At 58.2% G+C, this 21,201-nt stretch carries 19 protein-coding genes and 2 pseudogenes; 13 read left to right on the forward strand and 8 right to left on the reverse strand.

Annotated elements, in window-relative coordinates:
- Window positions 1-365 precede the first annotated feature (365 nt).
- Window positions 366-1,301: a GNAT family N-acetyltransferase gene (locus tag LEPTO7104_RS0106375; protein ID WP_017297725.1), complete on the forward strand. Its 936-nt coding sequence runs from the start codon at window positions 366-368 to the stop codon at window positions 1,299-1,301.
- Window positions 1,302-1,353: 52 nt separating this feature from the next.
- On the opposite strand, the gene LEPTO7104_RS0106380 is transcribed toward LEPTO7104_RS0106375, so the two are convergent.
- Entirely contained in the window at window positions 1,354-2,391 is a 1,038-nt protein-coding gene (locus tag LEPTO7104_RS0106380; protein WP_017297726.1) for an STAS-like domain-containing protein, read from the reverse strand.
- A 556-nt stretch (window positions 2,392-2,947) separates the two neighbouring features.
- On the opposite strand from LEPTO7104_RS0106380, the gene LEPTO7104_RS0106385 reads away from it, so the two are divergent.
- The 4 genes and pseudogenes from LEPTO7104_RS0106385 to LEPTO7104_RS37980 all read left to right on the forward strand — a co-directional run bounded on the left by LEPTO7104_RS0106385 (window position 2,948) and on the right by LEPTO7104_RS37980 (window position 4,114).
- A complete protein-coding gene (locus tag LEPTO7104_RS0106385; RefSeq protein ID WP_026072424.1) occupies window positions 2,948-3,367 on the forward strand; it encodes an OsmC family protein in 420 nt (139 codons plus the stop codon).
- Between the two features lie 144 nt (window positions 3,368-3,511).
- A pseudogene (locus LEPTO7104_RS32965) lies at window positions 3,512-3,682 on the forward strand (DUF433 domain-containing protein); the annotation flags it as partial.
- A 1-nt stretch (window position 3,683) separates the two neighbouring features.
- Window positions 3,684-3,815: pseudogene (locus LEPTO7104_RS44005) on the forward strand (DUF6036 family nucleotidyltransferase); the annotation flags it as partial.
- Window positions 3,816-3,829: 14 nt separating this feature from the next.
- Complete coding sequence (locus LEPTO7104_RS37980) at window positions 3,830-4,114, forward strand: hypothetical protein (RefSeq protein WP_071527196.1); 285 nt, start codon at window positions 3,830-3,832, stop codon at window positions 4,112-4,114.
- A gap of 170 nt (window positions 4,115-4,284) precedes the next feature.
- On the opposite strand, the gene LEPTO7104_RS0106395 is transcribed toward LEPTO7104_RS37980, so the two are convergent.
- Window positions 4,285-5,919, reverse strand: coding sequence for an alpha-D-glucose phosphate-specific phosphoglucomutase (locus LEPTO7104_RS0106395; protein ID WP_017297729.1), 1,635 nt, complete (start codon window positions 5,917-5,919; stop codon window positions 4,285-4,287).
- Window positions 5,920-6,118: 199 nt separating this feature from the next.
- Between LEPTO7104_RS0106395 and LEPTO7104_RS0106400 the strand changes: the two genes are divergently transcribed.
- Window positions 6,119-7,090 (forward strand): GNAT family N-acetyltransferase, encoded by a 972-nt coding sequence (locus tag LEPTO7104_RS0106400; protein WP_017297730.1) that lies wholly within the window; start codon window positions 6,119-6,121, stop codon window positions 7,088-7,090.
- Between the two features lie 169 nt (window positions 7,091-7,259).
- Window positions 7,260-7,472, forward strand: a complete 213-nt coding sequence (locus LEPTO7104_RS0106405) for a hypothetical protein (RefSeq protein WP_017297731.1) — start codon at window positions 7,260-7,262, stop codon at window positions 7,470-7,472.
- Window positions 7,473-7,629: 157 nt separating this feature from the next.
- On the opposite strand, the gene LEPTO7104_RS0106410 is transcribed toward LEPTO7104_RS0106405, so the two are convergent.
- The 4 genes from LEPTO7104_RS0106410 to LEPTO7104_RS0106425 all read right to left on the reverse strand — a co-directional run bounded on the left by LEPTO7104_RS0106410 (window position 7,630) and on the right by LEPTO7104_RS0106425 (window position 11,326).
- Window positions 7,630-8,970 (reverse strand): SCP2 sterol-binding domain-containing protein, encoded by a 1,341-nt coding sequence (locus tag LEPTO7104_RS0106410; RefSeq protein WP_017297732.1) that lies wholly within the window; start codon window positions 8,968-8,970, stop codon window positions 7,630-7,632.
- A 46-nt stretch (window positions 8,971-9,016) separates the two neighbouring features.
- Window positions 9,017-10,138 carry an NmrA family NAD(P)-binding protein gene (locus tag LEPTO7104_RS0106415; protein ID WP_017297733.1) on the reverse strand — a complete coding sequence of 374 codons (1,122 nt, stop codon included), beginning with the start codon at window positions 10,136-10,138 and terminating at the stop codon, window positions 9,017-9,019.
- 57 nt (window positions 10,139-10,195) lie between these two features.
- Window positions 10,196-10,651, reverse strand: coding sequence for a MarR family winged helix-turn-helix transcriptional regulator (locus tag LEPTO7104_RS0106420; protein WP_017297734.1), 456 nt, complete (start codon window positions 10,649-10,651; stop codon window positions 10,196-10,198).
- A gap of 84 nt (window positions 10,652-10,735) precedes the next feature.
- The gene (locus LEPTO7104_RS0106425; RefSeq protein ID WP_422879847.1) at window positions 10,736-11,326 is read right to left on the reverse strand and encodes a DNA-3-methyladenine glycosylase; all 591 of its coding nucleotides are present in this window, start codon (window positions 11,324-11,326) and stop codon (window positions 10,736-10,738) included.
- A gap of 110 nt (window positions 11,327-11,436) precedes the next feature.
- Here LEPTO7104_RS0106425 and LEPTO7104_RS42245 point away from each other — a divergent pair, with 110 nt between their 5' ends.
- The 4 genes from LEPTO7104_RS42245 (at window position 11,437) to LEPTO7104_RS36770 (ending at window position 14,891) form a co-directional block, all read left to right on the forward strand.
- Window positions 11,437-11,559 (forward strand): hypothetical protein, encoded by a 123-nt coding sequence (locus tag LEPTO7104_RS42245; RefSeq protein WP_017297736.1) that lies wholly within the window; start codon window positions 11,437-11,439, stop codon window positions 11,557-11,559.
- A 127-nt stretch (window positions 11,560-11,686) separates the two neighbouring features.
- A complete protein-coding gene (locus LEPTO7104_RS0106435; protein ID WP_017297737.1) occupies window positions 11,687-13,303 on the forward strand; it encodes an MBL fold metallo-hydrolase in 1,617 nt (538 codons plus the stop codon).
- 137 nt (window positions 13,304-13,440) lie between these two features.
- The gene (locus LEPTO7104_RS0106440) at window positions 13,441-13,839 is read left to right on the forward strand and encodes a PPC domain-containing DNA-binding protein (RefSeq protein ID WP_017297738.1); all 399 of its coding nucleotides are present in this window, start codon (window positions 13,441-13,443) and stop codon (window positions 13,837-13,839) included.
- A gap of 239 nt (window positions 13,840-14,078) precedes the next feature.
- Entirely contained in the window at window positions 14,079-14,891 is an 813-nt protein-coding gene (locus LEPTO7104_RS36770) for a hypothetical protein (RefSeq protein WP_017297739.1), read from the forward strand.
- A 68-nt stretch (window positions 14,892-14,959) separates the two neighbouring features.
- Here LEPTO7104_RS36770 and LEPTO7104_RS0106450 read toward each other — a convergent pair whose 3' ends face one another.
- Window positions 14,960-15,460, reverse strand: coding sequence for a DUF427 domain-containing protein (locus tag LEPTO7104_RS0106450; protein WP_017297740.1), 501 nt, complete (start codon window positions 15,458-15,460; stop codon window positions 14,960-14,962).
- Window positions 15,461-15,674: 214 nt separating this feature from the next.
- On the opposite strand from LEPTO7104_RS0106450, the gene LEPTO7104_RS0106455 reads away from it, so the two are divergent.
- Complete coding sequence (locus tag LEPTO7104_RS0106455; RefSeq protein ID WP_017297741.1) at window positions 15,675-17,591, forward strand: StlD/DarB family beta-ketosynthase; 1,917 nt, start codon at window positions 15,675-15,677, stop codon at window positions 17,589-17,591.
- Between the two features lie 66 nt (window positions 17,592-17,657).
- Entirely contained in the window at window positions 17,658-18,560 is a 903-nt protein-coding gene (locus tag LEPTO7104_RS32980; RefSeq protein WP_017297742.1) for a DUF6999 family protein, read from the forward strand.
- A 235-nt stretch (window positions 18,561-18,795) separates the two neighbouring features.
- Here LEPTO7104_RS32980 and LEPTO7104_RS0106465 read toward each other — a convergent pair whose 3' ends face one another.
- Window positions 18,796-21,036 carry a lytic transglycosylase domain-containing protein gene (locus tag LEPTO7104_RS0106465; protein ID WP_017297743.1) on the reverse strand — a complete coding sequence of 747 codons (2,241 nt, stop codon included), beginning with the start codon at window positions 21,034-21,036 and terminating at the stop codon, window positions 18,796-18,798.
- Window positions 21,037-21,201: the final 165 nt, after the last annotated feature.

Raw genomic sequence — 21,201 nt, forward strand, 5'->3', positions numbered from 1 at the left:
TCTATCACCTTTGCAATACGTGGCGACGGACCAGATAGGTAGGTAGTAGATAATCCCACTGTCAGGGATGTTATCAACCACTTGTGACGGATAAGCCCTCTGATATCCAGGATTAACCACCGTATCTGACGGATAACACCCTTAAATCCCAGGCTTAACCGTCAAAAATTGTGATTAATACCTTAAATCCTGGGCGTTATCCCGCAGAACTGTCGGATAATGCGGAGCATAGAGGGCCTTATCAGTCAGATCTGACGCTGAATACATAGTTAGACGGAGCAGCCGACAAGCTTTGAGCTGTACGGAGGAATCATGCCAGGGAAAAGGATTCTATGTCCCCAGTGAATCAGTTAACAATTCGTGAGATGACCAAAGCAGACATTCCAAATGTCAAAGCGTTTGTCAGTCAAACATTTGGAGATGAGGAAGACTTTTACTTAAGCTATTATCCGGTTGTTAGCCATATTCCTGTAGTCATTGCAGAGCATCAGGAAAAACTGATCGGTGCTGCTAGTGTTTATCACAACAGTCTGCATCCGTATTGGGTTGAAACTACCGTTGCTGTTGCAGAGCCTTATCGCAGGCAGGGATTAGGCAGGAAACTGCATGAGGCGGCGTTAAAAGCTCGACCGTTAGAGGATAATCATCTTGGCATTAAAGGATGTTATTACCAGGGGAATGATGACGCCGAAGCTTTTCTGCTGGGAATGGGTTATCAGTTAAAGCTCGATTGTCATTGTATTGAGCTGAATATCGAAAATTTTGATTTAATCAGTTATCTAGCGATACCTTCGCAAATTGCATCTGATTGCTTATCGATCGCCTCTTTTACAGATTTATTCTTAATCCCGACAAAGCAGCAAGAAGTGTTTGATTTTCTAGTATCTCGGTATAGCGAAGAACATTGCTGGTCGCCGCCTCAGCCGAAGGATCATCCTGAGTGGCAGAAGATTGTGTTCGACGGTGTTTTGCCAGAATTAAGCTTTGCATTGCTGGCGGATGGTCAAGTGGTGGGTGCTGTAACAGCAGGTATAACCAACAATGGCACCTTAGATATAAGCTGGGGATACATCAGCCGACATTATTCCACGGACGAAGCTGTGTCATTGCTCAAGTGTCTTTTTGCCCATCAGTTTAAGGCAGCACGCGATCGTGGTCTGTACAAAGCAGATATGGAAATAGATACTACAGACGGTGTTTCCTCTTCATTGCTCAATTGGTTACCTATCTGTGATGATAAAGTTTGGCGCATTCTTCAGAAACCTCGAACTCCGTCTAACAATTCGGGTGCAGCGGATTGACCGAAGCCGCTTGGGTGGGATGCAAAGCCCTGGCAACCGCTGACCCGAACCGTTAGGTGCCAAGAGCACTCCTAGCACGGTTAAGCATCTTCTTAACTTCTTCGTTTGTATTCAAATCAACAATTTGGATTTCTGGATGCTGCTTTTTAAAGACTCGAAACACTTCATCCGCAAAAGCCTGGCCTATCGCTTCCACTTCAGAGAAATCAAAAATCACGATCTTGAACTTATCGACATTAGCCAATAGCCTTTTAGCTTGAGAACGCGATACTAGCCTTTCATCTCCATACTGTGCCAAACGCACAGGGACGACTGTTTTATTGAAGGCATAATCATCTCCAGAGGAGAAATTGTCAAATACTTGCTTGGAGGTTCTGGAAGTATTGTTGTCGAGCTCCATAAAAACGCTCGTGCCATCTTGGGAACTATCATTCTCAAAAATCCAATCCTCAGCCTTGCTGAATTGGTGAGAGAAATATACATTGCCAGAAAGTATTGCAAATTGATCAAACATCCGAGATGCAAAAAAAATACCTTCGCCACTATGACGATCTGGGTCAGTTGTAAGCTTACCTTTAGCTAATTCAAGAACCGCATGACGTTCGTCATTTAGTTCCAGTGATCGCTGAATCTTTCTGAAGATTCCTTCGCCATCGTCATCAATCATGATCTCAGTGGACAAAGAAGTCTTTTTAACCTGAACGAGTACCCTTGTTCCAGATGAGTGGTCTATGGCATTGTTTAACATTTCAGTAAAGCCATAGATCCAAATATCTTTAACGTTATCTGGCAAATCAGACAACAAAGGCTTTATATCAGAGTCCCATACGACATCTTCTTCAAGGGTAGTATCCAAAGAGTATATTTTCCTCCACTCGATCAGGGGATGAAGGTAGTAAATTCTGCTGTTAGTTGAGCCTTTAAAAGAAAGAGCCTTTTGCTCTACTAAGCGCTTGATATGTTTGTTGACAGCTTGCCTAGTGATACCAAATTCTTGCGCTGCTAGAGCAGCAATATCCCTTGGATGCTCCTCAACATTGGTCAGGATGAATTGGCGAATTTGTTCACCACGCTTTCGCACTTTTGACACTTGCGCCTCTCTCTTTTGAAAACTTACCTTCTCTGATTGTCAACCAAAGTGCCTTTCATTGTCAACCTTTCGGATTTATTGATTCAGCACCTAACAACCCTGGTGCAGCGGATTTCCCGAGGCCGCTTGCCATGAGGGAAAGGCCCTGAAGACCGCTGACCAGGAACGTTAGCTGCTCCGTATTGAGTCCTTACACTTGTTCTTTGAGGTTGTTTGTGAGTTCCAAAACTTCTCGGTTCAGGGAGTGGTTAGCGCGATCGCAGATCTCTTGTAGGTTGGGTTAGCGTTAGCGAAACCCAACAAAACCGTTACTGGTGTTGGGTTTCGCTTCGCTCAACACCAACCTACATTAGAACTTCTGTCAGGCAATCAGCATTGGCGTAGCAGGTCGAACAAAGCCAGTCACAAAGGGAAACAGCACCAGCTGTTTTAACACAGACGATATTACAGAACTACCTATTGGGAATAGTCCTGGGGTAAGCAGGTGAGGTAAGGTAACGCCATGTGTTGGGTTGAGCCAGCAAGCCCCAACTTACTACCTCACAGGAGAAAAATTATGACCACACGTCAAGCAACCGCCCAGTGGAACGGTACCCTCAAATCGGGTAACGGAGTCATGAAATATGGTCAATTTGAAGGCCCCTATACCTTTGCTTCTCGCTTTGAAAACGCAAACGGCACCAACCCCGAAGAGCTGGTGGGCGCAGCCCACGCTGGCTGCTACTCCATGTTTCTCTCAGCCCTGATTAGTGGGGACAACATGACCCCTAAATCTATCCAGACAACAGCCTCGGTACATCTTGGCGAAGATGACGGTCCCAAGATTACTCACATCGATCTGGTTTGCGAAGCAGAGGTTCCCGGCCTGGATGCCGATAAGTTTGCTGAGTACGCCCAAACAGCCAAAGAAAAATGCCCCATTTCTAGGCTCTATGCCGGTACTGAAATCAACCTTTCGGCAAAATTAGTCGGCTAACTTGCCCGATCACACGGCCCAAGCTGCTGAAGTACGTACCAAAAGGTAGTTCCCGAATACAGCATCCAGAATGAGGTAGGCAGACAGTTGCTTGCCTCATTCTGACGTGGGATATTATAAACGCAGGTTACACCAGGCTATTCCATGACTTCCGAAGCTAGTGGTATTACCTGCACCGAGCGTGGACTAACCATCGCAGGCACTCGCATCACCCTTTATGACGTGATGAATTATGTGATGGGTCAATATCCACCTAAGTTCATTCAGGGATTATTTGAGCTTACGGAAGAACAACTCAACGCTGCCCTAGCTTACTATGCGCTCAACTATTGATCCTGAGAAGATAGAGCAGCTTATGGAAATTCTCGGCAGAGAAGCTCAGGGTTCAGGCTCCGTCTACTTTACCGGAGGGGCTAGCGCCTTGCTGATTGGATGGCGGAGTTCTACCGAAGAAAGATAGCTATGAAATTGCAGGAATTGCCGGGGGCAGAATTAATCTTGCCTGGGCTAGAGGATTTAAGCAACGGTAATCCTGAAACGGTTGGAGCGTTGTTAATTGCGATCGCATCGACGCGCCTGACTGAAGCAGGCCTAAGATTTCCCACAAGTCATCTAGTTCCAGAACCAGAGCTAGCACTATATGACCGCTTACAAAAAGAACGGGACGATGCTTATCCTTACTACAATGCTCTATTAAGTAGCCTCAATAGCTTTTGCAACGCACTAGAACTTACCAAGACTGCATAGCAATGCGTTGGTGTAGCAGGTCGAATAAAGCCAGTTACAAGGGAAGATAGCACCAGAGGACGCTTTTTAATTCTGCAGTCATCGCGGTCTAGAATGCCAATCCAGACCCCAGAGCCGAAAGCCCTGGGATCTGATTACACGAAAGGCACTATCCCGCAGCTGACGCGGCTTTAGGTAATTACCGTGGGCTGATCGCGCCCGGTGAGCGTCTTGATCTGAGCGATCTCGTCCGCCACGGCAATCAAATCCGCCAGGGCCGCCTGGGTTTCCTGGTCGTGCTTGGCGGGGTCAGGCTCGTAGCTTTCTACATAGAGGCGCAGCGTCGCCCCCGACGTGCCCGTACCCGACAGCCGGAAGACAATCCGCGAACCGTCGGTAAAGCCAATGCGCACCCCCTGCTTGGTAGCGACGCTGCCATCCACCGGGTCGGTGTAGGCAAAGTCGTCGGCGTAGTCGATGGTATAGCGGCCAAAGGTTTTGCCGGGCATGGATCCTAGCGAGCTGCGCAGGTTATCCATCAGGGTGTTGGCCTTATCGCTCTCCACCCCTTCGTAGTCGTGGCGGGAGTAGTAGTTGCGCCCGTAGGTGCTCCAGTGCTCCTTGACGATCTCTTCGACCGACTGCCCCTTCACAGCCAGAATATTCAGCCAAAACAGCACGGCCCAGAGGCCATCCTTTTCGCGGATGTGGTTGGAGCCGGTGCCGAAGCTCTCTTCGCCGCAGAGGGTGGCCCTGCCCGCATCCAGCAGGTTGCCAAAGAACTTCCAGCCAGTGGGGGTTTCGTAGCAGTCGATGCCCAGCTTTTCGGCGACGCGATCGGCGGCCTGGCTGGTGGGCATCGAGCGGGCAATGCCGGCCAGGCCGTTGCGGTAGCCGGGGACGAGGGTGGCGTTGGCGGCCAGAACCGCCAGGCTGTCGCTGGGGGTAACAAAGAAGTTGTTGCCCAGAATCATGTTGCGATCGCCGTCCCCATCCGAGGCCGCGCCAAAGGCTGGGGCATTGTCGCCAAACATGGTTTCCACCAGGTCGTGGGCGTAGACCAGGTTGGGGTCGGGGTGGCCGCCGCCAAAGTCTTCCAGGGGTTCGCCGTTGACCACGGTGCCCGCCGGAGCATTCAGCCTGCGCTCAAACAGGGCCTTGGCGTAGGGGCCGGTGACCGCGTGCAGCGAGTCCATGCACATCCGAAAGCTGCCGCCCGAGACCAGCTGCTTGATCTGGCCAAAGTCGAACAGGGTTTCCATCAGGGCGCCGTAGTCGCTGACCGAATCGATGACCTCGATGGTGGTGTGGCCCAGGCTGTGGCTGGCGACGCGATCGAGGTCGATGTCTGAGGCATCGAGAATTTTGTACTCGGTGATGGTTTTGCTGCGATCGTAGATGGCGTCGGTGATACCTTCAGGGGCAGGGCCGCCGTTGCCGGTGTTGTACTTAATGCCAAAGTCTTCGTCGGGGCCGCCGGGGTTGTGGCTGGCCGAGAGAATAATGCCGCCGAACGCATTGTTTTTGCGAATCACGCAGGAGGCTGCCGGAGTCGAGAGAATGCCGCCCTGGCCCACCAGCACCCGGCCAAAGCCGTTGGCCGCCGCCATTTTGAGAATGATTTGGATGGCCTCGCGGTTGTAGTAGCGTCCGTCGCCGCCCACCACCAGGGTTTGGTTTTGGAAACCCTCCAGACTGTTAAAAATTGACTGGACAAAGTTTTCCAGGTAATTTTGCTGCTGAAAAACCTTAACTTTTTTGCGCAGGCCCGAAGTGCCGGGCTTTTGGTCGCTATAGGGCTGGGTGGAAACGGTTTGAATACTCATGGGGTCAAAATTTGCTCCGGTCAACCAGGTGCAACCCCAGGATAAATCGCTAGCTCACCCTGGAGGGTAAATCCACCTTTAACTTAGAAACAAATCTAACTTAGGGAGCAAATCGTAAGACCCGGTTAAGCGACTCGACCCTCCGAAATTGACCTTGCCTGTGGTGTAGCAGCTTCCAAGCCCCTACTCTGCTACATCTATGACGAATCAACTGCTGACATCCGTGCAGTCGCGCCCCAGCGTTGGTCACGCCGATTTACCCGCGATCGCGGCATTCTATGAGATCTGCGATCGGGTCGATCAGCTCGACAATGCCCCCTCCCTCGAAAACCTCCAGCGCCGCCTCGATCACCCACCCCCCGATGGCTCCCGCCAGCGCCAGCTCTGGGAGACCGCCGCCGGCCAGCTGGTGGGCGTGGCTTCTCTGTCAATCGATGAGCCCACCGACGTGCTCGAAGGCTGGGTCGGGGTTCACGTGCATCCCGACTTTCGCGGCGATGGTCTGGAAGCGGAGATCCTCTGCTGGGCTGAGCAGCAGGTTCAGGCCCAGAGCGCCAGGGTTCAGCGCCCCGCGTCCCTCTATGCCGGGGCCAGACACAATGCCGCCTACTACCGCGACATCTACGAAACCCACGGCTACGGCATCGTGCGTCAGTTCTACAGCATGCAACGATCGCTGGCCGAGCCGATTGCGCCGCCCCAGATTCCCGAGGGCTTTCAGGTTCGCCCAACTACCGCCGCCGAGGCCGAAGCCTGGGTGGCCATGTTTAACGAGAGCTTTGTCGATCACTGGCACTTTTCGCCGATGACGCTGCGCGATCGCGAGTTTCGCCTCAGCTACCCCACCTACCAGCCCGAGCTAGACTGGGTTGCCGTTGCCCCCAACGGCAACCTGGCCGGGTTTTGCGGCGGCCATATCCCCCACGAAGAAAACGCCCGCAAACAGCGCAACGAAGGGTCGATTAACATTCTGGGTACCCGGCGGGGCTACCGCCGCCAGGGCATCGCCCGCGCGCTGCTGCTGCACGGGCTGCACCGGCTACACCTGGCCGGTATGGATATAGCGCGGCTGGGTGTCGACAGCCAGAACCCCAACCAGGCCAAAAACCTCTATGAATCGGTTGGGTTTCAGATCGAAAAACGCTCGCTCACCTACCAGAAGCAGCTTTAGATAGCTTGGCCTGCCTCTTCAGGCCAAGCTCCAGGTCCATTACCCGGCCAGCCGTCACTAAATGGCTGGCTGTTTTGCTGCGATCGCCCCCAGGTCTGACCCAAAGATAGGTTTCATCAGCCTCTGGCTGCTTCACCCTAAAAGAGATGCCCAATATTCCTGTGCATGTATGCGTATTTTCTTGATGCTTGGGCTGCTGTGCTGCCTTTTGCTCTCCAGCTGCGAGTTTTTTACCCCTGACACCAGCCGAGCGCTATCTCAGAGCCGACAAATGGAAGAGCTGCAAAAACAAACTGAGCAAATGCAGCGGCAGGCCGACGCCCTGGAACGGATCGCCAACCAGGTGAGTGCGCCGAAGGTGGCGGCACCCAACGCTCAATAGCTCACCAGTCGTGGCGTTGAGATCGAGAGGCTCGACGGCAATCTCCTAGAGGCACTGCCGTGGTTGAGCCTTGTGGGGCCTGACGCAGCGCAGTGTCTTCAAAGGTTGGCCTGGGGAGGCAGGGAGATACAGTTCGAGCTTGGCGTCAGGCCCCCTCTCAGGCCGGAAAACACCTGCCAAACGCCTGAAGCAGCTTGAGCGATCCCCTGACCCGAATCTTGCGCCGCACGATGGCCCAAACGATGTTTTGGTCTTTGGCCAGAAACCCCAGCCAGGTTTGGCTGTCTGCGGTGACCGCAAGATGGGCTTTGCCCAGGTGCCCATCCTCAACTTTCAGCGTTTTATTTTGAATCGTTACCGTCGCCTGGCGAGACTCAGCCCCAGTGAAGGTGAAATGGTACACCGCATTCAACCCCTCCGACTGCTGCCGCTGAAAGAGAATGGGCAGGCCAAAGAGAAAGCCCTGAATCGATTTGGGGCGAATGCCGCTGCTGACTCGCTTGACGGTTTTATTCGGAAAGCGCCGTTGGGCATAGGTTTCGGCATCTGAGCCGGGCACCACGTAGATGGTTTCGGCCCTGTCCTGCAAGGGTTTGATCACGTCGTTGACAAAGGCTTTGCGATCGCTCAAAAACGGCGCAATCACATCTTCCCCGGCGGGGCAGGCGGCCATGCAGTAGGCCGCCTTGTAGTTGGACTTAAACGCCAAACTCTGCCACATAGAGGCCGATTCGGCGTCGCTGACCTTTTGGCGATAGTCGCGGGCGCTTTTGCTGCTCGCAATGGTCTCGGTCCAGTCGGTAAAGCCGCTCATGAACTCCCGATAGTTGTGGGTGTAGCAGGCCGAGAAGCTAAAGTGGCCGTCGGCCCCGATCGCCCCCACCGGGCAGGCGGCAACGCACAGCTTGCACTCCAGGCAGGGGTTGTAGTCGATGGGGTGGGTGTAGTCGGTCACCTCGGCATCGATCAAAATCGTGCCTAGCGAAATAAAATTGCCAAACTTGGGATGAATCACCAGGCGGTGAATGCCCATGTGGCCCAGCCCGGCGGCCACGGCCACGGGCTTGTGGGATACCACCCACACCTTGCCCGGAAACTGATCCATTTCCATAGGAAAGCTGGCTCCGGGCACCATCGCCCGCACCCCGCTCTGGTCCAGCCCGCTGGCAATGCGGCGGGCCACCTCGTTGGCGTGGTCGTAGTTGGCGTGAAATTCTAAATTGGCGGCAGAACGGACGGGGGTGCGAACATTGTCTCGGTTCATGCGGCAGACAAAGCTGATCAGGGTTTGGACGGGCGGAAAGGCCCTGAGGATTTCCGCCCGCTGATCGGCGATCGCGGCTCGACCAATCTCCACAAACCCCACATCGTCGGCCCCCGCCTCAATGCAAAGCGATCGCAGCGCCTCTGAGTTTAAGCGGGCAGGGCGGTTGGGTGGTCTACGTTCAGCCTGCTCGCGCCACCATTGAACGGTTGGGTGATGATCAAATTTAGCCATGGGAATCTCCTGAGTGGGCGTTGACCGATATCGCGATGGCATGGAATCAGGCCAGTTCTCCAGAGGTAAGGAGCGGCGTGACCGGTAGCGAAGATGTTGGGCTATGCCCGGCCCGCCAGCGGTCATTGCCCATGGCAAACTGCGGGGCGGGCGGGGCGGGATGACCCTGCGATCGCTCAAACCGCCCCAGGTTGTAGCCAGGGGTGAACGGAACCCGGTTGAAATTCACAAAGGCGCGCAGGCGATTGGCCAAATTCCGGCGGGCAAAGGGCATAACGGCATAGCGCCGTGCCGTGGTTTCAAAATCCTCCGCTGGCTGGCCGGTCAGCTCCTCGACCACGCGGTTGGGCGCAGCCAGCTCAAACGCGCCCTGCCTGTGGTCTTCAATGTAGTAGCGCAAACTGCTCAGATCGAAGGCGGCGACCCCCTGGAGGCGGGCCGCCCGCTCAAACATCCACCAGGGCATGTTCACCGCCAACACCGGACTGCCCAGCACTCTCCGCAAAACTTTGACCATGTCGTAGGCCGACAGCAGCGCTGGCCCCGTCGGGCGATAGCGCTTGCCAGCATGGCGATCGGGATCCATCAGCAGGGCGACGGCAGCGCGGGCAATATCTTCGTTGGAGGGAGGCGCGTTGCGGCTGTGGCCGGTCAAAACGGGAAAAATCCCCAGCAGCGCCGCGAAGTCGATCAGCCGCAGGTAGTTGTCGGCAAAGTAGCCCGGATTGAGCGTCACGTAGGCGACGCCGGGAATTGCCGCCAGCATCTGCTCGGCCAGCCACAGCTGGCGCGTGTGCAGGGAGGGGTGGTTGGGGCTGGCCAGCCACTGACTCAGCCCCACGATTGCCTCCAGCTCTGACTGGCGGGCGGCGGCCACAAACGCCGCCACGCTCTGGATCGCGTAGGGGTGAAAGGGCAGGCAGTGGTAGGCGCGCGCGGTTCCCTTCATGGCGGCCAGCATCTGGTCAGGATCGAACAGATCGGCGACGATGGTCTCTGCGCCGAGGCGATCGAGCCGCTGGCTGCGGGCATCGCGCGATCGCACGATCGCACGCACGGGCCACCCCTGCTGGCGCAGCTGGGCCACCACCGCCCCGCCAGTCTTCCCCGTTGCCCCAACAACTAAAATCTTGGGCAAAATCTTGGCACGATTGTTCGACGTAGTCATGGCAGCCTCCAGAATGGTTTTGTATGTATATACATGTTTTTCGCAAAGACGTTTAGCCTAGCCCAGGGTTGTGATCTCCGATAGCAGCGACAGCAGAGTTTGCCAATTCTGCTGCCCTAAATGCTGCTTCACATCGGTTTGGGCTTGCTCCCACAGGGGGAAGGCCTGAGCCAGCAGAGACTGACCTTCGGCGGTTAGAGATACCAGCTTGACCCGCCGATCTGCGCCAGGGTTGATGGCTATCAATCCCCGTTTCTCTAGCAGCTTGAGATTGCGCGTTAGGGTTGTTTGGTCGGTAAACAACTCCTGGGCCAGGTGCGTAATTTGGGCCGAGCCTACCAGGTGAATGGCCGATAGCAACATGAACTGGTTTACCCCCAAACCCACAGGCCGCAGAGCCGCATCGTATACCTGCGTCACAATGCGAGAGGCACGGCGGACGTGCATACCCATGCAGGTGGCAGGTACCTGACTGACCTCGGCAAGACTGGGGTTGAGAATGCGATCGCTCATACAACATGTATATACATATATTCCGGCGCTGTCAAGCCCGGCCCGATGCGGGGCGAAGATTCCGGTGGCCTGCGTCGGCTGCGCCTACCGCTTCGACACGGCTTTGGAATTGGTGACGTACCAGCGCCAGGGCAAATCGGCTCCCTGGGTGAGGCCGATGCGGGTGGTTTGGGTAAAGGCAATGTCCCCCGATTCGACCCGCTGGTGATAGATGGGGTCTCGATGCTCCAGCCAGAGGCCCGAGGCGGGGGTAAGGGGCCGATCGGTGAGGGTGCGATCGATCCCTAGCAGCATGCACAGCTTGCCGGGGCCAGCGCCCCAGCGGGCGGGTTTTTCGGCCCGGTAGCCCTCTAGCCACGGCGGCATGGTGTCGAGTTCGACGGCACGAATCAGCACGGCGCTGGGCAATTGGTCCTGGTCGGTAACAATGTTAAAGCAGTGGTAGACGCCGTAGATCAGATACACGTAGCTAAAGCCAGGGGGGCCAAACATCACCCGATTGCGGTTTGTCTCGCGGCGGTAGGCGTGGCAGGCGGGGTCGCCCTCGGTGTAGGCTTCGGTCTCAACAATGGTGCCGCTGAGCTGGCGACCATCGGCCCAGCGCCGAACCAGGCGGCAGCCCAGCAGGTCTGGGGCCACCGCCAGGGAAGAGCGGCCTAACCAATCCGGTTCAATCTGAGTAGACTGATTACAAAGCTTTATGCTGTCCTCCGGGACAGGCTTGCTAAGATGACTCAAAACTAAAGCTCCGATAGCATTAACGTTTTACCATCCCGATTGCCCCTATGGATATCAAACTCGTACTGGCTGTGCTCACCGGATTGTTTGTGGTTGCCACCCTGTTCTTTGGCACCAAAAACGGCTTCTACGACACCGACGACTACCACGGCAACGGTTCTGCCCACTAGGGTTGGCCATGCCTGTTGGCCTCGGTTGTGCGGCTGCCCCTAGGGTGTTTACCATCCCGTGAGTGATCTGGTCTGCTTTCCATTTGGTGCGGGTCACGGCCAAGAAGGGCTGTGTCTTGAACTGCGTATGGGGCCGCGGCGCATTGTGCTGGACTGCGGCCTGCGCGATCTGGCCTCCTTAGAGGCGGCGCGCGATCGCCTCGAAACCGCCGACCTGCTCTTTTGCAGCCATGCCCACAGCGATCACGCCCGCGGCGTGTGGGACTTTAGCCAGCGCTTTCCCCAGGTGCCCATCTATGGCAGCGAGGTAACGGCTCAGCTCTTGCCGCTCAACTGGCTGGGGGAAGAAGTGCCGCCCCACCTGTGCCAGGCGCTGCCCTGGCAGACCCCCATCAGCCTGGCCGACGACCTGACGGTGCAGATCTGGCCAGCGGGCCATCTGCCGGGGGCGGTCTGCGCTCTGTTTACCTATCACTCGCCCCAGCGCCTCTATACGGTGTTTTTCACGGGCGACTTTTTTATGTCCAACTCGCGGCTGGTGGATGGTCTGCCGCTGGAGGCGCTGCGAGGGCTCAAGCCCGACGTGCTGATCATTGAGGGCAGTGCAGGTACCGCCCGCCACCCCCACCGCCGCCAGCAGGAGAATCTCCTGGCCAGCACCCTCCACCGCCTGGTGCAGCAGGGGCGATCGGTGCTGCTGCCCACGCCGACGTTGGGCATTGGCCAGGAGCTGGTGATGCTGCTGCGCAGCCACTATCAGTTCACCGGGCAAGACATTACCGTTTGGGTGGATGAAACCGTGGCGGCGGGCTGTGACCTCTACCTGGATTTAATGTCGGAGTTTCCCAGCAGCGTGCAAAACTTTGCCCGCCACCAGCCGCTGTTTTGGGACGATCGCATTTTGCCCCGCGTTCGCCGTCTCGGGGTGGACGGCCATCCAGACGGCAGCCGCCCCTGCATTCTGATTGCCCACCGGGAAGCCGACCTCAGCGACCACTGCCGCACCTCGGCCCAGCCCTGGACGGTGCTGCTGCCCGACTCCTTTGCGGGCAACCTGGCCGACACGGTGCTGGGAACCCCCAGCACCGACGCTGGTCCCACCCTGGGCTGGCTGCAAACCCTGGCCCCCGAACTGGAGGCGGAGCGGGTGCAGCTCGACACTTACCAGCTCACCACCCACAGCGATCGCGTTGGCACCACCCAGCTGATCCACAACCTGCGCCCCCAGCACGTCGCCTTTGTGCACGGCAAGCCCGCCCACCTGGCCGATCTGGCCGGGCTAGAGGAGCTGCAAACCCGCTACCAGCTGCACCTGCCCTCCACGGGCCATGAGGTGGAGTTTCCGATTGGCGATCGCTTTATTCAGCCCGCCGCCCCGGACCCCGTTTTCGAGGGCGAAATCACCCAGGTTGACGACAGCGTGCTGCTGCTGCTGCCCGAAGACCTCACCACCGACCCCCGCTGGACTGCTCTGTCCGATACGGGCTTAGTGCAGGCCCGCTGGCAGGGCAGCGATTTAGTCATCAAGGGACTCAGCCAGCGCGACCTGCTGCGCACGGTGACAGGCGGTGAAACTCCCTGGCAAAGCCCCAGCTGCCAGACCTGCCGCCATCTGCGCGAGAGCCGCTGCCGCAACCCAGACTCCCCCCTCTACGGGCTTCAGGTTAGCCCGGAGGGCGTCTGCCCTGCGTTTGAGGCCCGCCCTGCGGCCCGGCAAGCGCAGGATGACGAGGCATCGGCCTAGGGGATTTTGGAGTTTGGATGGCAATTTTGGATTGGGGAATCGCCCGCAGGAACTGTCGGTGCTCGCTGGGGCATAACGTGGCATAACCAAAGTCTGACCTTAAATCCAAAATTCAAAATCCAAAATCTAAAACTTCTATGCAAACTCACTGCCTGCGTCTCACCCCCGGCCAGGATCTCAAGCCGGTGCTGCAAGCCTTTGCTCAGGCCGAATCTCTAGAGGCGGGAATAGTTCTGACAGCGCTGGGCAGTCTTACCCGAGCTTCCCTGCGGTTTGCGGCGGCATCGGCGGCCACCGCGATAGATGGTCCGCTAGAGCTAATTTCTCTCAGCGGTACCCTATCGCAGCATGGGATGCATCTGCACGGAGCCGTCGCCGATGCCGGGGGCCGGGTCTACGGCGGGCACATTATGCCGGGGTGTTTGATTCGCACGACGGCGGAAATTGTCGTGGCTGGTCTGCCCCACCTGCGCTTTGACCGCCGGCCCGATCCAGCCACAGGCTATCTGGAGCTGGTGGTTGAGGCTCGCTCTTAGGAGCTATAGCTGCCATTCCCATTCCCTACAGCTATCCCTGCCGCCGCCAGCGGCGGGGATAGGGGCTTCAGTTTGGGGATTGGATCGATTAAATTACGCTAAAACCAAACTATTCAGGTATAAATTGAGGCAGATGGTGCTCAACTCAAGCCCTCCCTAAGGCCCAGTCCAGGGGGCTGCCATCCTCAGGGTTAGCTTCCACCCTGCATTCAGCGACCTGGTTCAGCCTCCGCAATACCATGGATAACTCCTCTAATTTCATCGCCCTGCCTCCCCTGTCACCGCCCACCCCCCGTCCCCCCGAGGCACATCTCCCTCGTCGCCCCGTGTCTTTTACCATCGGGGGCAGCGAGGGCCAGGGCGCAGAAAAAAAACAGCCGGTAGCCACCAACCCAGCCGACAGTCAGCCGCCGTCTCCCCCGGCACACCTGGCCCCATTTCCCGTCCAAACTCCGGCTTCGAACCTGCCTCTGCTGCCCCGCCGCAAGCGCCCTACCTTTAGCCGCCATCGCCACGATGCCAACCCCGCCCTGGCGGTTAAGGTGCTGCAAGACATTCAAATGGCTGTCGAAACCTGGCATCAAGACCTGAAACAAACGGTGCAGCAGATCCAGACCCTCTACATGGAAGGCCCCATTGTCGATGGCTGGCTCGAAACCATCGACGCTCAGTCGGGTCAGCCAGCTCCCTTGGATGCGGCTCTGCTGCGCCACGGCGACCCCCAAGACTTATCAGGCTATGTGGAGCGCCTTTATCAATCTCTAGATTCCCCTCCCCAACCGGCTGCCCCAGGGACCGATCTGGGTCGGCCTGGCTACCGCCTGTGCAGCCTAGATTCTGACGGTCGGGTGCAGCACTTTCCCTGCCCCCCCGAGCAGCTGTCTACCATTAGCCTGGCGATCGCCCGCCACCAAAAGCTGCGCCAGCTGCTTGACCACAAGCGGTTTTTAGAGGCGAAGCTCAAGCGCACGGTGGAGGTGATGACCACCAGCCGCGACACGTTGGGGATTGCGCCTACGTGTAGTTCGGAACCGGAGCTGGGGGAGGAGTAGGTGGGGGAGCGTGGGAGTGAGGGAGCGAGGGAGTAGGGGAGATGGGGAAGGTGGTGGGGATGGGGGAGTTACCAGCCCCAGGTGCCGGGGTCGCCTTTGAAGGGGCCGACAATATCTGAGGTAATCCAGCCGCCGTAGAAGTCGCCGGGCTGGGACTGTACCAACTCATCATCCACGTAGCAGGCTTCCATGCGGCTGGGGTAGACGGCGATGTAGTTGGCGATGCTTTGAAATGCCTCTGTCGGGTGAGGGTAGGCCCAGGCGGCCTGCTCGGCTTTGCGATCGCCCACCACAATAGTGAAATAGGTGGCCGCTCCCTTCCACTCGCACATTGTGGAGCGGGGCACCGGCTGAAAATACTGCATCTGCACATCCTCGGGGGGAATGTAGTAGGTGGGCGGGTGGCTGGTTTCGAGCACTCGCTTGGATCGCTGCGAGTCGGCAATCACGACGCCGTTAAACACTATCCGAATGCGTCGGGGCGAGTCTTCGAGGCGAGGCGGGCGGGGGTAGTCCCACACGGATTCTTGGCCGGGGCCGGGGGCGGTGCGGTTGGGGGGAGAAAACATAGTTAAGACTGGTTGGGGCTGCTCTTTTTTGATTGTAGTAGGGATGATTCAGCAGTACTTCACCCTTATTCACCCTACTTCTGTGGGTTACACCTGGCTGTCGGGGAATGGTTAGGACTGCCGGACTCTCATTGGCGCTGCACAAAAGGGCCGCCGAGAATGGCAACATCCGCAGCACGCGCGGTGAACTGTTCTACGTTGAGAGGGTTAACCCATGCAGTCGCACTCCCCCACGCTCGGCCCGGTCTCTGCTCAGGCGGCCTACATCACCCACATCGGCAAGTGCCTGCCGGGAGAACCCATCTCTAACGACGACATGGAAGCCTACCTGGGTCAGGTGAGCGATCGCCCCTCCCGCGTTAAGGCCCGCATTCTCAAAAGCAACGGGATTCAGCAGCGCCACTACGCCCTCGATCGCCAGCAGCAGACCACGATCAGCAATAGCCAGATGGCGGCGGCGGCGGTGCGGGATGCCCTGGAGCAGGCCGGGCTAGACCCCAGAGCCATTGATTTGCTGGCCTGTGCCACCACCTGGCCCGACCTGCTGGTGCCGGGCTTTGCCAGCATGGTGCACGGGGAACTGCCGGAACTGGCGCCGCTGGAGGCAACCTCCCACCAGGGGGTGTGCTGTGCCGGGGTGGCGGCGCTCAAGTACGCGGCTTCCCAGGTGCAGCTGGGCCAGAAGCGGCGGGCCGTGGCGGTGGCCTCAGAACTGGCCTCGCGGCTGTTCAAGCACACCCGATTTGAGGCCGAAGCTGGCACCCAGGCGGGGGAAAACTTGCCCTTTGATACGGAATTTTTGCGGTGGATGCTGTCGGACGGGGCGGGGGCCTGCCTGGTCAGCGATCGCCCCGCGACCCACGGCCTCAGCCTCAAAATTGACTGGATTGAGTCGGTTTCCCACGCCAATGCTCACCCCGTGTGCATGTACGCGGGCGTTGACAACCCCAAGGATTTGACCAGCTGGATGGACTTTCCCGATCAGGGAGCAGCGGCGGCCCAGGGAGCGCTCAACCTGCGCCAAGACATTCGCCTGCTAGACAAGGTGGTGCAGCTGGGGGTAGAAGGCTGGATTCGGCTGATTGAAGCCGGGCGGGTGCGCCCTGACCAGGTGGATTGGCTGCTGTGCCACTATTCGTCCCACTTTTTCCGCAGTCAAATCATCGACCTGCTGGAAAAGGCAGGCTGCATGATTCCTGAAGAGAATTGGTTCACCAACCTCTACACCCGCGGCAACACCGGCTGCGCCTCCATTTACCTGATGCTGGAGGAGCTGTTTAATTCGGGCAAGCTGCAGCCGGGCCAAAAAATCTTCTGCTTTGTGCCCGAGAGCGGTCGGTTCACCACCGCCTACATGATGCTGACGGTGGTGGACAGCGCGGAACCCACTGCCGCGATCGCCATCCCCCAAGCCGAGCTACAGCCTGTCAATCAGATGCCTCTGCCCACCCCAAGCCTGGAGACAGTCCCAGAGAGTGCAGGAGTGTCGGCGGACCTACTGCGGCAGCTGATGCTGGTGTGGCTCACCTTTGAGCGGGAGCTGCGATCGGTGCCCATCGTCAAGCGCCTGCATCAGGGCGAGTTCACCCTGGAAGACTATAAAGCGCTGCTGCGCAACCTGCGTCCCCAGGTGGTGGATGGTGCCCGCTGGATTGCCCGAGCGGCCTCTAACATGACGGACTTTGGGCTGCGATCGCACCTGATCAGCCACGCCCGCGACGAGCACCGCGACTTTCAAATGCTCGAGCGCGACTACGTTTCAGTCGGGGGCCAGCTCGAAGAGATTCTGGGGGCCGAGCAAAACATCGGCTCCGAGGCGCTGTCGGCCTTCATCTTCCAGCGGGCCTCCCGCGAAAACCCGATCGATCTGCTGGGCAGCATCTTTATCGTCGAAGGGCTGGGCAACCGCATGGCCGGGCAGTGGGCCTATCTCATTCAGCGCCACCTGGGATTAGATAAGACCCAGATCAGCTTCCTGGGCTACCACGGCGAAAACGACGAGGCCCACGTGCAAAAGCTCGACGCCTTTCTCAATGCCGAATGGATGACGGCAGACATTGCCGCTCGCATCGTCAAAACCGCCCAGGTCACCGCCCGCCTCTATCGCCTACAGCTGGAAGAAATTCAATAGGGCGGGCCATGGTGCGATCGCGCAATGGTGCATCTCTTCAGACATACTCCTATACCCAAACCTCCCATGACTTACACCCCTGTTCCCCGCAATCGGCAAAACCCGAACCACTGGGATGCCCTATATTTTGACCCGGCTATCCCCGTGGACCCCACCGCCAAGGCCTACATGGTAAAAGACCTGCAAAGCTGGTCGCGCCGCTACCTGCTGATTCCGATCAAACTTTTCGCCAACCTGGCCCTGGCCCTGATCATGACGCTCAAGGGATTGCTGCCGTTTCAGTTCCGCAGCTACTGGCTGATGCACCAGATGGCGGTGTGGTTCCTCAGTACGTTCACCACCCCCGAAGCCTGCTACCTGATAGTGCGCCACCTGGGCATTGGCTCTAACATCATCAATTTTTTAATTGATAACGGCCCCGACCCGACCATTCCCCACGCCACCCTCTACCCTCGCCGGGTCGAAGACCTGGCCGCCAACGCCTTTTTAGAGCACGACATCAACCTCTACAACTTTGTGCTCGACTATCACCAGGCCCAGGCGCAGCATCCCCACTGGCTCGATCAGGTGCGCCAGCAAGGACTCCGCTACGACAGCCTTCGCCCAGTGCAGATCGAGGTGGATATAACCCGGCGCGGCTGGCTACAGGTGTTGGATATGGAGTCTTCCCTGGAGCTGTTTAAGATCTGCTACTCCCTCTGCGTCACTAGCGACGAGTTTGAGCGGGCGGTGCTCTCCCTCCAGTTTGACGAAAGCTTTGCCCTCTACTTCAGCCAGGTCACGGGGGACTCTGGGTGGAACCACATCGTCACCAACCGCCACCCCCTTGCCCCCAACAGCCCCTTCGAATCGGCCCGCAACCTGCTGCTTCACGGCGTGGCGTCGGAATATCTACAGCGCTACCTGGAGCTGAAGATGACAGCGGCCTGCCATGAACCCAAAATGGCTGTACCCTGCGAGCAGGCATAGGTTGAAGGTATAGCCCTGGCTGGCTGACAAAACCCTTGCAGCACCTATGCTGCCGTAGATACTGTTTAAGCCGCTGTAGGTCAAGCGTTCTGTCCACGAAAACGAGGAGTGAAGCGAGTAACCAAGGCACGAAACTCGATTACCGAACCCTATTACTCGATAACACCCGGCCATAATTAAGTAACGCCTAAGTGAAATTTGATTTCGTCATAACGTTACTTATCAATGGGCAAATTTATCCCCCCATACCCCGATGGCGCTTCTTGAGGGTTTCGACCTGGGCGGCGATCTCAGGATCGTAGAGCCGCAGGTAGTTCCAGTAGCCGCCAAACACCGATCGCACATAGTCCTTGGTCTCTGGGAAAGGAATTTTTTCGGCAAAGTCGTCGGCATCGGTATAGCCGCCTTTGCTAATCCACTTGGCCACATTGCCCGGTCCGGCGTTGTAGCTGGCCACCGCAAACAGCGAGTGATCGCCGTACTCCGCATGGGTGTAGTTGAGGTACCAGGTGCCCAGCTTGATGTTGTCCACCGGGTCTTTGAGGTCGTAGGTCTCTAACCCAGCGCCACCCTTAATCCATTCGGCGGTGGCGGGCATCACCTGCATCAGGCCGGTGGCCCCCACTCCAGAGCTAATTTTGGCCTCAAACCGCGACTCCTGGCGCATGAGTCCGGCCACCAGCAGTGGATTGAGCTGGCGCTGGGCCGACCAGGTGGTAATCAGATCGGCGTAGGGCAGCGGATATACCCCGCGCCAAAAGTCGGGGCGCTGCTTCAGGGTTTGAACCGCCTTCTTTTGCTGGGGATCTTCCACCAGGCTCAGGCTCGACACCTGGTAGATACCGTTGATGTTGTCGTTGGTGCCCAGGCGCATCAGCCCGTCGGTGAATTGGTCTTCCACCGTCGGGTCCTGGTAGTCGGTGTATTCCATCTGCCACCGCTCCCAGGCCTGCTGGTCCTGGCCCAGCAGGTACAGCTCTTGCAGGGTGTCAGAGCCCGCTGGCAGAGGCTCGCGCTGGGCCACGGGCACCACAACCGGCGTCTGCGATCGCACCGTCTTAAAGTCGCCCACATTCCAGCCCAGGGCCACCGCCGCCCGCCAGGCGTAGTACGACTCGGGGTGGCGAGCAATGACGCTTTCCAGGGCATTCTGGGCCACGTCGGTCTGGCCCAGCTGGCGGCCCCACTTGCCCACCCAAAACCCCGCATCGGCAGCGGCTTCGCTGTCGGGGTTGTACTTCAGTATGTCGTTGGCCCAGCTGAGGGCCATGGTCAGATCGCCCTGATCAGCGGCGTTGAGGGCATTTTTCAGGCGCATATCCGCCGCCGCATCGGAGCCTTTATAGTTCTTGAGAATTAGCTCGCGGGTGGCCTGGGCCGAGTCTGTGCTGTTCAGCTTGTCGAGCACGTCGGCCCGCTGCTGCAGCGCCTCGGCGGCCCGGTCAGGAAAGCGGTTGACCACCTGGTCGAGCACCCCCAGGGCGGCGTCATCGGGCACGCTCTGGGCCAGGCGCAGCAGCCCGGTGGCGGTTTCAGGCGCGTCGGGAAACTGCCGATCGAGCTGGGTGTAGAGGGCAATGGCGCGATCGCGTTTGCCGCTCACCTGCATCCCCCGCGCTGCTCGGTACAGGTTGCGGGGCGACGGCGGCGCCTGGGCGTAGGCGGCCCCGGCATTGCCGTAGCTGTCGATGCGCCAAAAGCCAAAGCCCACCGTCTGCCAGTCCTCGGGGCTGAGCTGATCGGCAAACTCCGTTTTGAGGCGCAGCAGAGCCTCCCCGGCGCTGGGGTGGTACAGCCCGGCCCGCGCCATGATCATCAGCATCGGCAGGGCGTCGGCCCGGTGGGGGTCGGCGACCAGCCGCTGGTGGGCCACCTCCACCGCCTTGGGATGGGTCGGAAACTGCTTCACCAGCTGATCCCAGTAGGCCGGATCTTGCTTGCCTAACTCAAACAGCAGCGGCGCGATCGCGCTGTCGCTGCCGTACTGCTTCAAAATTCGCTGCTGGGTCTGTTGGGCCGCTGCCCCCTGCCCCGCCGCCCGCTGTGCCTGAGCCAGCGCCAGCGCCACGTAGGGGGCCATGGCCGGATACTCGGACTCTAGCCCTTCTAGAACCGGAATCGCCTGCCCGCCGCGATCGCTATTGATCAAATCTAGCGCCAGCAGATACCGGGCCCGGTTGCCGCTGGAGTTCTGCTTCGTCTTGCTTTCGGCGGCAGCGCTCTGGGCGACGGCCGCCAGGGCCTCCTGCCGCTGCGCAGCGGGCTGTAGCGCCAGCGCCAGCACCGGGTCGTTGGGGTCGTGGGCAAAACGGCCCAGCCTTTGCCCCAGGGATTCTTCTAAAACCACCGGGGCCTCGCCCGCAGAGAACCCCGTAAACGACATCGTGCGAACCAGGGCGGCTCCCATCCCCAGCGATAGAGCGCCGACCCCCGCGATCGCAATCAGGGGCAACTTTGCCTTAAACCGTTTCACCATGGCACGCCATGAACTCCGCCGAAGGTTTTAGCAAAAAAATTAGCCTGCGTTGCAGACCCCGACTCAGGACCAGATAGCCAATCCGTACTAATAGTAGCGAACCTATTGCCGACTGGTTCTGTCTACAGCAAACACGCCCCGGGAGGTGGCCCAAGGTTTATAGTA

The sequence above is a fragment of the Nodosilinea nodulosa PCC 7104 genome, assembly GCF_000309385.1.
Taxonomy (GTDB): Bacteria; Cyanobacteriota; Cyanobacteriia; order Phormidesmidales; family Phormidesmidaceae; genus Nodosilinea; species Nodosilinea nodulosa.